We start from the raw sequence: 9,835 nt of genomic DNA, 5'->3' as shown, positions 1-9,835 counted from the left end.
GTCACCGGTCCGGTCGGGTTGCGGACGATCTGGAGGGTCAGCCGCGTGGCGAGCCACCGGTGGTCGGCTATCGCGTCGAACACGGCCAGCGCGACCGCGCGGATCTCGTCCCCGGGTGTGGCCCCCGCCCGGGAGGGCCTGGTCGCGAGAGCCGTCGTGACGATCGTTTCCGTTGCCGCGTCGAGCAGTTCGTCCCTGGTGCCCACGTGGTGGTAGACCGCCCCGGGCCCGGTCGCCAGCCGTCCGGTCATCGCCCGGACCGTCAGCGCGTCCTCGCCGCCCGCGTCGAGCAGTTCGATCGCGGCATCGACGATCCGCTCCCGGGAGAGCACCTGGTTGCGCCGCCGGGGCCGGCGGGCTGGCGTGGTCACATGCCCACGCTAACAGGCTTTGGAGCGATGCACCAACTTGGTGTGTCGCTCCAAATCGGGGGCGGGGTGTCGTCGGACCCGGTGCCGCCCAACCGAGGTGGGACCACACCGGACGGCACCCCGGCCGGGGTCCGGTGTGGACTGGCGCGCGCCGGGTTTGTCGGGACACCAGGCGGGCGTGCTGCGGGCCTCACCGGTCGTGCCGCCGGGGTCGCCGCCCGGCGCCGACGCTCGTGCCGATCAGGAAGCCGATCGAAGGCTCGTGGCGTCAGCGCCGGGCGCCGGGTGGTGCCCGCTTCCCGCCTACTCGGTGAACATGGTGAACGACAGCGTCCGGTCGAACCGCTTGCCGGCGAGATCATCACGACCGATCAGGAAGCACCCGTAGTGGTACTGGCTTCCGGTGTGGAACTGGGCGAGCGGCACCCATTCACGAGTCAGCCGGTACTTCTCCACCTCGCCCGGGTCAAACCGTTCCGATCCCGGGAAGTCCGAGTCGTCCAACCGGCTCGTGATGCCGGCGTACGTCATCTGCGTCCACGGGGTGTCCTGGCCGCCGATCTCCGAGCAGTACCCGCCGAGGTGGATCACGGGGCTTCGGTCGGGGTCCGGCCAAAGCTCGTCGACCAGCTCACACAAGTCGTCGACGTGCTTCAGCTCGCCCAACAGGCGCTCCTCGACCTCCGAGTCGAACTCGAAGTCCTCCTCCTCGATCCACTCCGGCAGCACCGGCTGGACCCAAGCGGAAAGCTGCTGCTCGGGGATGAGGAACGGGATGTCCTCGTGGAAGAACGTCGTGCTGTCGTGGCCGGGCGGCGGTGACGCCACCGCCGTCTCCGTGCCCGCCGGGACGTACACGACGCGAGCGAACTCCGGCACGTCCGTGCCGAGAGGAGCCGGCAGGTCGTTCTCGTGATGCAGGAAGAAGAGCAGCGAGCCGTCCTCGGGCAGGGGAAGCCCCTCGACCCGCGGGAGGGCCGCACAGTCGACGGAAGCGATGAACGGTAACGGGTTTCCCCTTCTGTTGCTCGGCCACTCCACGCCCACCGGCAACCGGGGAAGCCCTCCCCGCCGGCCGACGACCTGCTCGTCGTGGCGGGGGGAACCCATCCAGATCGCGAATCGGAGCTGATCTGCGAACTTGTCGACCTCGTCGTTCGGAACGCCTTGATCGACCGCCGCGCGGCGGAACTGCTCGTAACGGTCCATGTTGGCATGATCGCAGACGGCTCGAGGTCGCTCAGCCCGGCCCGTCCCGGTTCGTCCCGAACTCCGCCGTCCCCCAAGCCATCCCGACGCTCGCCACGAACAACCTCATGCCCGACAACCTGTTCGGCCACATGCATGTGCCAGGGTTCTTCCAGGGCACGGCCTTCAAGTTCGTCTACCGCGCCCTGGCCCACGTGTTCAGCCGCGTCGATGTCGTGACCGCGCCGACTCGCGTGCCGTGCGGTTGTTGCACGACAGTGGTTTTCGGTCGGCCACCTGGACGAGGAGAAGCGCGCCGACGACCCTCGAACGCTTCGAAGGGCCTCTACGCGCGACCGAGGGGCAAGGTACCTGCCGCCCCCCGCGCGGCCTGATGTGCCGTTGCCGCGTCGGAGAGGGAGTCCAGCAGACGCGTGAGCAGATGGCGGTCGTCCGCGCGCAGCCGGTCGGTGAAGGGCGCGAGTTCCGCGCGGATCTCCTCCTGCACCCGGTCCGTGAGCTCGCGCCCCTCGGGTGTGATGAAGACATCGACCGCACGGCGGTCTTCCGCCGACCTGCCCCGGGCCACGAGGCCCCGCCGCTCGGCCCGTTCGACGAGGCCGGACATCGTGGACTTGTCCAGACCCAGGAACGCCGCCAGTTCGGTCATCCGCGGCCGACGGTCACGCAGGAGGCCGAGCACCCGCAGCTGGGTGAGGGACAGGTCGTGGTCGGAGCCGATGCGGGTGAGCACGGCCATCACCCGGAAGGACGTCCGAACCAGAGCGTCCTCGAGCGCGTCGTCAGATCTCATACCGCGATCCTACTTGACATAGTTTGTCTTACCAACCAAACTCAAGGTAGTGCGTAATACAAACTAATCTTGAGGAGCTGTCATGCACGCCGCGGCGCCCCGCTCGACGGATCCGGATCGGATCCGTCGCGGCCCGTCCCGTGCCTTTCGCCCAGGTGACCAAGACATGGAGTGAACGCCGGGCGACCGCATCGTCCGTCCCGCAAGGCACCGGCCCACCAGTCCCCACCATCCCGAGGAGAACCATGCCCGCCAACAGTCAGAAGCGTTGTCTCGTCGTCGGTCTCGGCATCAGCGGTCTGGCCACCGCGATCCGTCTGCGCCAGATCGGCTGGGAACCGGTGGTCGTGGAGCGGGCGCCGGGCCGTCGGTCGGACGGTTACTTCGTCGCCCTGTTCGGCGCCGGTCGGGCAGCCGCGCAACGGCTCGGCTTCGACCACGCCATCCCCGACCGGTCCGTACGTGACGGCAGGACCTTCGTCGTCAACCGGGTCGGCGACCGCAAACCGGGCCTGGGATTCGGAGACCTCCCGGGTGACTGGCGGATGATGCTGCGCGGCGACGTGGAGGCCGCCGCGTTCGACGCGCTCCCCGGCGACGTGGAGATCCGCTTCGCGACCCGACCCACGAGGATCGAGCAGGACGAGTCCGGTGTGGACGTGACCCTCGACCACGACGGCGCGATCACCACGGAGCGGTTCGCCCTCGTCGTGGGCGCCGACGGCCTGCGCTCCACCGTCCGACAGCTCCTCTTCGGCCCGCACGGGCACCACCTGCACCGACTCGGCCACATGATCGCCGCCCTGGCCCTGTCGGACCCGCTCGACGGAGTCTCCGCGCACGACGGCGTCAGCCTGTTCGAACCAGGCCGCGCGATGTGGCTCTTCCCCTTCGCCGACCGGCCGCACAGCCTGCTCTTGTCCTACCGCACCGACGACATCGACGGGCAGTTCACCGGACGACCCGCCGACCGGGTCCGCGCCGCCTTCGGCCCGGCACCGACCGGCCCCCTGCTCGGACCGGCACTGGACGCGCTCGACAACACCGGCGACTTCCTGTTCGACACCGTGGAACAGACCCGGATGGACACCTGGTCACGCGGCCGGGTGGTCCTGGTCGGCGACTCCGCCTGGTGCGTCGGCCTCTACGCCAGCATGGGCGTCTCCGCCGGACTGGCCGGAGCCGACCTGCTCGGCACCATGCTGCACCACCACCCCGGTCACATCCCCGACGCACTCAGATCCTGGGAAGCCCAGCTACGCCCCCACCTCACCAGCTACCAGCAGGCGGGCGTGAGCGGGCGGTCCTTCTTCACGCCCGACAGCCAATGGCAGATCGCGCTTCGGCCGGTCATCGCGCGCGGCATCCGGCTTCCGCTGCTCGGCGACGCCTTGCGGTTCCTCCGGGCCAACAGCAGGATCAACAAAGAAAGGGATCTCGACATCGCCCGCAATTCCACTGCGCCGCCCGAAAGCACGAACCACCGACAAAAAGCCCGCTTGTCCGGGTAAGTCCCACGGAAAACCATCATCGACCTGCCGTCGGAATGCGCGACGGTAATCGTCTTGCCGATCTTGTCGGCATGCGAGCGACGGTCTCGTCCACTCAGATGCAAGGAGAGTCCTCATGTCCAGAATCCAGACCAGGCGCCGAGCGGTGGTCCTGGTCGCCGCAGCGGCGACTGTGGCATTCGGTGTGCCGATCAGCTCTTCCGTTCAGGCCGCTCCATCCGAGGCTTCCACCGTCCGTCCGGCCACATCGGGGATCCCGGCCCTGGTCAATCCCGGGGTCGACCTGGGTCGGCACGCGCCGGGGCCCGAGCCGACCTGGTTCGACTCGATCTACTTCACCAGCTCGGTGCGGGCGAACGGTCAGGAGTTCGGTCTGCAGGTCCACACGCGGATCCTGCCGAACAGGGGCGAGGCCGCGTACCGCTGGACGTTCTCGGTGATCAACAAGACCACCGGGTGGTACAAGGACCACGCCGTGATGGTCGAGCCGGAGGACTACCGGTGGAGCCAGGGCAAGCTCGACATCCAAGCGCCGGGACTGAGCTGGTCGGGCGACGCCGCCCGCCAGTCGGTGCAGGTCGAGACGCCCTGGGGAGCCCTGGACGTCCAGCTGTCGCCGACCGGTCCCGCCATGAACTACGCGTCGACCGGTGTTTTCACCCTGGTCGACGGCGTGCCGAACCACGAGTTCGCGCTCCCGGCGATGCGGACGTCCGGAACGCTCGTGGTCGAGGGCAGGAAGCACCAGGTCAACGGCACCTCGTGGCTGGACAGGCAGTGGGGTGAGATGCCCACGTCGCTCGTCCGGTGGACGTGGATGAACCTCGGCATGCCCAACGGTGACAAGGTCGCCATCTGGGACACGATCGGCGCCGGAACCAAGAACAGCTGGGCGACGGTCCTGCACCCGGACGGCTCCTACGACGTGGTCGCCGTCGAGCCGCTCGCGCAGGGCGTCTCCCGGCGGTGGACCAGCCCGGCCACCGGCCAGACGTATCCCACCCGGTGGCGCATCCGGATTCCCGTCCTGCACTCCGAACTCGACGTGCAGGTCACCGGAAACCCGGACCAGGAGATCGAAACCCCCGACGGGGGCGGCTACCTGGAAGCCACGGCGGAATTCACCGGTAAGTACAACGGCAAGAACGTCCGTGGCGAGAACTACGTCGAGATGACCGGCGAGTGGAAATCCTGACCGCCACCGAAGCCGTTCTCGCCTGACGCGAACCCAGGCGCCTCCTGGGTCGAACAGCGGCCACCGAACCGGGCCACCCGGTTCGGTGGCCGCGATCGCTGTGAACGCACCGCCATCGGCGGATCACCGGCGAGACGACGAACCGGGTAATTATCGGGTGACGCCAACCACACATCGGGCGACGGCCGGTCGGCCGCAGGCCGGTGTCCCCCGTGAGGACTACAGAGAAGTGTCCACACCAGGGGGATTCGTGGCGCCGCAACCCCCCATAGATTTCACCAACAACGGCGTCAGTGCGTCGCGGCACGCCGAGAAACTGGAGGCAAGGGCGTTGAAGACAATGCAACGGTCAGCGGGAGCCGGTATCCCCCGAAGGTTCACCAGGGTGGTGATCGCGGTGGCGCTCACCGTTGCAGCGGTGGCGGCCTGTGACGCCGACCCGGCAGGAGACGCGACGAGTCAGGGCGCGCCACCGGCCGCCGCCGAGGCGACCGCCACGCCGCGCATCACCTGGGACACGTGCCCGGCGTCGGCCGAGGGCGCCAGTCGCGACCCCCGGCTCACCTGCGGAACGGTGGAGGTTCCGCTCGACTACCGGAACCCCGGTGGCGAGAAGATCGAGGTGGCCGTCTCGAAGCTGCCGGCAGCGAACTCCCGCGACCGTCGCGGTGCCCTGCTGCTGAACCCGGGCGGCCCGGCGTTGCCCGGCCTGGACACACCGGGTGTCGTGGCGCCGACCCTGCCGCCGTCGGTGTTGGCGGCCTACGACCTGATCGGCTTCGACCCGCGTGGGGTCCAGCACAGCACCCCGCAGAGCTGCGGTTTCGACGACCCGTCTCTCGCCGGTCTCTTCCCGTACCCGGCCGCGGACGGCTCGATCACCGCGAACGTCGACCACGCCCGCACCGACGCCGCACGGTGCGCGACGAACGCCGGCAAGAAGCTCCCGTACTTCACCACCACCAACACCGCCCGCGACATGGACCGCATCCGCGCGGCGCTCGGTGAGGAGAAGATCTCCTACTGGGGCCAGTCCTACGGCACCTATCTCGGCACCGTCTACGCCTCCCTGTTCCCGGATCGCGCCGACCGGGTGGTGCTGGAGGGCAACGTCGACCCCACGAAGGTCTGGGCCAACGCGAAGGACAACTGGGGCAAGGCCATGTCGGAACGCTTCCCCGACGCGGCAAGGGTCGCCGCGGCGCAGCACGCCACGCTCGGGCTGGGCGGCACCGTGGACGAGGTGACCCGGAAGTACCTCGCACTCGCCGACCGCCTCGACCGCACCCCCGCGCCCGTCCCCGGCACCCCACAGGCCCTGACGGGTTCGATGCTGCGCACCGTCACCTACAGCCTTCTGCTGAACAACCAGTCCCTCCCGGTGCTTGCGCAGTTCTGGAAGGCCGCCGTCGGGCTGGCCGATGGCACGCTCACCGAGGCGGACGGCCAAGTGCTGCAGCAGGTGTTCACCGCGCCGCCGCCGACCCCGGGCGTGCCGGCCGACAACCAGGCCACCATGTTCCTGGCACTGACCTGTGGTGACGCGCCGTGGTCCGACGACGTCGACGGGTACGCCCGCCGCACCGCCGAGGACCGCGCGGCCTGGCCGCTCACCGCGGGGATGCCCGCCAACATCTGGGCGTGCGCGTTCTGGCCGAAGCCGATCGAAGAGCCCGTCCGCGTGACCGACAAGGGACCGCGCAACACGCTGATCCTGCAGAACCGCAGGGACAACGCCACACCGTGGGAGGACGGCCTCGGGCTGTACGAGGTCCTCGGCGAGCGAGCGGCTTTCGTCGGCGCGGACAACGGTGGGCACTACGTCTACAACCAGGGCTCCACGTGCGTGGACGAGGCGACGGTGACGTTCCTGACCACCGGCCGCCTGCCGGACAAGAAGCTCTACTGCACCGACGTCGCTCCGCAGTGACCGGGGTTGCCGGCGGTAAGTGCCGGTAGACGGGGAACTCCTGGTGGAACGGCCGGTGTCCAGCCGCCGTTCCACCAGGAGTTCCGTGGTCGTCCCGCGACGGCAGTCCTCAGTGGCCTTGCTCGGCTCGGTGATGACATATGCACGGTGAGACGCGGCACAAGGTGCCCTCGAGCGCGCCGCAGTCGCCAGCGCGGTACGTCGTGCGGCCGGCGCCTACTCCGCAGGCCGGCCGGTTCGGATGGTCACCACGATCTTGCCCCGCACACCGCCGGCTTCCAGCGCCCGGTGTGCTTGGGCGATGTCGGCCAGCGGGAAGGCGCGGTCCACGACGGGTCGTAGCGTGCCGTTGTCGGTCAGCCGCGTCAGCTCCGCGAGTAGCTCGCGGTGCGGGTCGCCGCGGAAGAACCGCACCCGCCGCCGACCGTGCACTGTGGACGCGAGCACGTACCCCAGTGACGCCGTGATGTGGTCGATGTCGAACGACACCGTCACCATCCGGCCGTTTCGGGTGAGCAGTCGCCGGCGAGCTGGACCGCCACGTGGCCGACGCCGCCACTGGCCCCGCGTACCAGCAACCGTTCCCCGGCGCGCAGCCTTGCCTTGTCCCGCAACGCGGTGATCACCGTTGTGCCGGCCACGGGCAGGGCCGCAGCCTCGGCCAGGTCGATGCCGGTAGGGGCGGCGGCCAGCCGTCGCGCGGGTACGGCGACGAACTCCGCGGCGGCGCCGAATCCGCGGGCAGCAAGCCCCACACGCGGTCGCCGGGCGCGAAGTCCGGCACGTTCCGCCCCACGGCCGCCACCTCACCGGCGAAGTCGACCCCGACGCGGTGGGGAAAGCCGCCGAACCCGGTCACGAGCCGTACCCGGCCCGCGCGGCCGTACAGCTCACCACCGTTGACGCTGCTCGAGGCGACCCGCACCAGCACCTGGCCGGGGCCCGCGACCGGCTTGGGCACCTCGCCCACGTACAAGACCTCCGGCGGCCCGTACCGGTCGTACAGGACCGCCCACATCCTCACGTCGTTGCTCATGATCCCGCTAACGTGGGTCGTGACGAGGGAAATCCGACTGGACAGAGGTGGGACGGATGCGAGCCGATTCTTCTCGGATCGTGCGCGAAGACGCCCGGCAGAACCGGCAACGCATCCTGGACGCCGCGCGCGAGGTGCTCACCCGAAGCGGCCACGACGTCCCGATGGCCACCATCGCACGCCGGGCCGGGGTCGGCGTGGCGACCCTGTACCGGCACTTCCCGAACCGGCAGGCGCTGCTCACGGAGGTGTTCGACCGGCAGTTCACGGAGTGCGTCTCCGTGGTCGACGAGGCGCTGGCCGACCCGGACCCGTGGCGGGCCTTCCGCATCGCGGTCGAGAGGCTCGGCGCGATGCACGCCGTCGGCCACCGACTGACCTCCGCATTCGCCGCCGCGCTGCCCGGTGCCTTGGACCTCGATGCCCGACGGCGCGAAGCCGAGTGGAAGCTCGCCGAACTGGTGCGGCGCGCGAAGGCGACCGGGCGGTTGCGCGCGGACTTCCGGGTCGAGGACCTGGTGCTCCTGCTCAAGGCGGTCAGCGGTGTCGCGACGAGCACGACCGAGGCGGCGGCCGGATCGCGACGGCTCGTCGCGTACCTGCTCGAGTCCTTCGAAGCCGGCTCGGACCGGCCGTTGCCGCCGCCCGTGCGGTTCGCCGGATATCCAGGCCCCTGATCCCGACGACCATTCCGGCTCGGCGTCGGTCCAGTTCGGTGCGCGCAGCGCTATGGGCGTGGTCATGCGGCCGGACGAAGAGGGCCGCCGAGCACCTGGGCCGTGTCGGGCAGGTTGCCGTGGCACCCGGGGAAGGCCCGTTGTCCCCCCTGAGAGCTACCCGGGTTGCTGTCCCCAGCGGGATTCCGTGGCCGGCCTGGATTCCTAATCTCTGTGTCACACAAGTAAACGCCACAGAGGACGAGGGCAATGGTTCAATCGAAGGAAATCGGGCAGCTGCGCAGGTATCGGTTCCCCGTGCTGCTGGTCGTGTTCACCGTCGTGATGCTGGCGAACGCGGTCATCATGCAGCTGGTGTCGCCCGTTGTGCTGCTCGCCCTGCCGTTGGGGATCGGCTCCGTCATCGTTGTCGTGGCCGGTTACCGCAAGCTGTCGCAGGTCGTGGAGCAGCGGGCGGACATCCCCGAACTCGCCAAGGTGCGGATGTGGTCCCAGCTGCGGCGTGGGGCGTTGCTCGGGTCCGGGCTGTTCGTCCTGCTGATGCTGCTGATCGGGATGTTCGGCGGCTGGCAGGACATGTCGTGGGGCTCGATCTGGGGCTGCCTCGGCACTGCCGGGCTGACGGCGAGCGTCGCGGTCACCGAAGAGGTGCTGTTCCGCGCCGTGCTGTTCCGGATCATGGAGGAACGCACCGGGACGGCGGTCGCGCTGGTCGTGTCGTCGCTGATCTTCGGTCTGACGCACTCGATCAACGGCGACGCGACGCTCTGGGGCGTGCTGTCGATCGCCCTGACGGGCGGGTTGCTGACGACCGCCGCCTACGTCGCGACCCGTTCGCTGTGGCTGTCGATCGGCCTGCACTTCGCCTGGAACTTCACCCACGCCGGCATCTTCGGCGTCGCGTTGTCCGGCACGACCGAGGCGCCGCACGGGCTGCTGCAGACCACGCTGTCCGGTCCTACCGCGCTGACCGGTGGCACCTTCGGACCCGAGGCGAGCCTGATCGCGCTGCTGGTCTGCGTTGTGCCCACCGTTGTCCTGCTGCGCCGCGCCGCCCGCACCGGCCAGATCCAGCGCCGTGTCAAAGCCGGGGCCTGACCAGTACGCTCGCGC

At 69.5% G+C, this 9,835-nt stretch carries 10 protein-coding genes; 5 read left to right on the top strand and 5 right to left on the bottom strand.

The features are described 5' to 3' along the window. From FHS29_RS35720 to FHS29_RS35710, 3 genes are all read right to left on the bottom strand, one after another. Window positions 1-371: TetR/AcrR family transcriptional regulator (locus tag FHS29_RS35720; RefSeq protein ID WP_312865259.1), on the bottom strand; the 371-nt coding region annotated here is incomplete at its 3' end. 303 nt (window positions 372-674) lie between these two features. Further along, window positions 675-1,580 carry a YwqG family protein gene (locus tag FHS29_RS35715; protein ID WP_184699050.1) on the bottom strand — a complete coding sequence of 302 codons (906 nt, stop codon included), beginning with the start codon at window positions 1,578-1,580 and terminating at the stop codon, window positions 675-677. 325 nt (window positions 1,581-1,905) lie between these two features. Then, on the bottom strand, window positions 1,906-2,373 hold the full coding sequence (locus tag FHS29_RS35710; RefSeq protein WP_184699049.1) for a MarR family winged helix-turn-helix transcriptional regulator: 468 nt from the start codon (window positions 2,371-2,373) through the stop codon (window positions 1,906-1,908). Between the two features lie 245 nt (window positions 2,374-2,618). Between FHS29_RS35710 and FHS29_RS35705 the strand changes: the two genes are divergently transcribed. The 3 genes from FHS29_RS35705 to FHS29_RS35695 all read left to right on the top strand — a co-directional run bounded on the left by FHS29_RS35705 (window position 2,619) and on the right by FHS29_RS35695 (window position 7,009). Then, on the top strand, window positions 2,619-3,884 hold the full coding sequence (locus FHS29_RS35705) for an FAD-dependent monooxygenase (protein ID WP_184699047.1): 1,266 nt from the start codon (window positions 2,619-2,621) through the stop codon (window positions 3,882-3,884). Window positions 3,885-3,999: 115 nt separating this feature from the next. Continuing rightward, window positions 4,000-5,079: a lipocalin-like domain-containing protein gene (locus FHS29_RS35700; protein ID WP_184699045.1), complete on the top strand. Its 1,080-nt coding sequence runs from the start codon at window positions 4,000-4,002 to the stop codon at window positions 5,077-5,079. Between the two features lie 385 nt (window positions 5,080-5,464). Continuing rightward, window positions 5,465-7,009 carry an alpha/beta hydrolase gene (locus FHS29_RS35695; protein WP_312865258.1) on the top strand — a complete coding sequence of 515 codons (1,545 nt, stop codon included), beginning with the start codon at window positions 5,465-5,467 and terminating at the stop codon, window positions 7,007-7,009. A 216-nt stretch (window positions 7,010-7,225) separates the two neighbouring features. Here FHS29_RS35695 and FHS29_RS38410 read toward each other — a convergent pair whose 3' ends face one another. Continuing rightward, a complete protein-coding gene (locus tag FHS29_RS38410) occupies window positions 7,226-7,498 on the bottom strand; it encodes a zinc-binding dehydrogenase (protein WP_312865257.1) in 273 nt (90 codons plus the stop codon). 133 nt (window positions 7,499-7,631) lie between these two features. Beyond that, window positions 7,632-8,045 (bottom strand): alcohol dehydrogenase catalytic domain-containing protein, encoded by a 414-nt coding sequence (locus FHS29_RS38405; RefSeq protein WP_312865256.1) that lies wholly within the window; start codon window positions 8,043-8,045, stop codon window positions 7,632-7,634. 56 nt (window positions 8,046-8,101) lie between these two features. Here FHS29_RS38405 and FHS29_RS35685 point away from each other — a divergent pair, with 56 nt between their 5' ends. Beyond that, entirely contained in the window at window positions 8,102-8,722 is a 621-nt protein-coding gene (locus FHS29_RS35685) for a TetR/AcrR family transcriptional regulator (protein ID WP_184699041.1), read from the top strand. 249 nt (window positions 8,723-8,971) lie between these two features. Next, entirely contained in the window at window positions 8,972-9,820 is an 849-nt protein-coding gene (locus FHS29_RS35680) for a CPBP family intramembrane glutamic endopeptidase (RefSeq protein ID WP_184699039.1), read from the top strand. The last annotated feature ends 15 nt before the right edge of the window (window positions 9,821-9,835 follow it).

This window comes from Saccharothrix tamanrassetensis, from assembly GCF_014203665.1.
Lineage (GTDB): Bacteria > Actinomycetota > Actinomycetes > Mycobacteriales > Pseudonocardiaceae > Actinosynnema > Actinosynnema tamanrassetense.
This window is presented reverse-complemented; position numbering and strand designations above follow the sequence as displayed.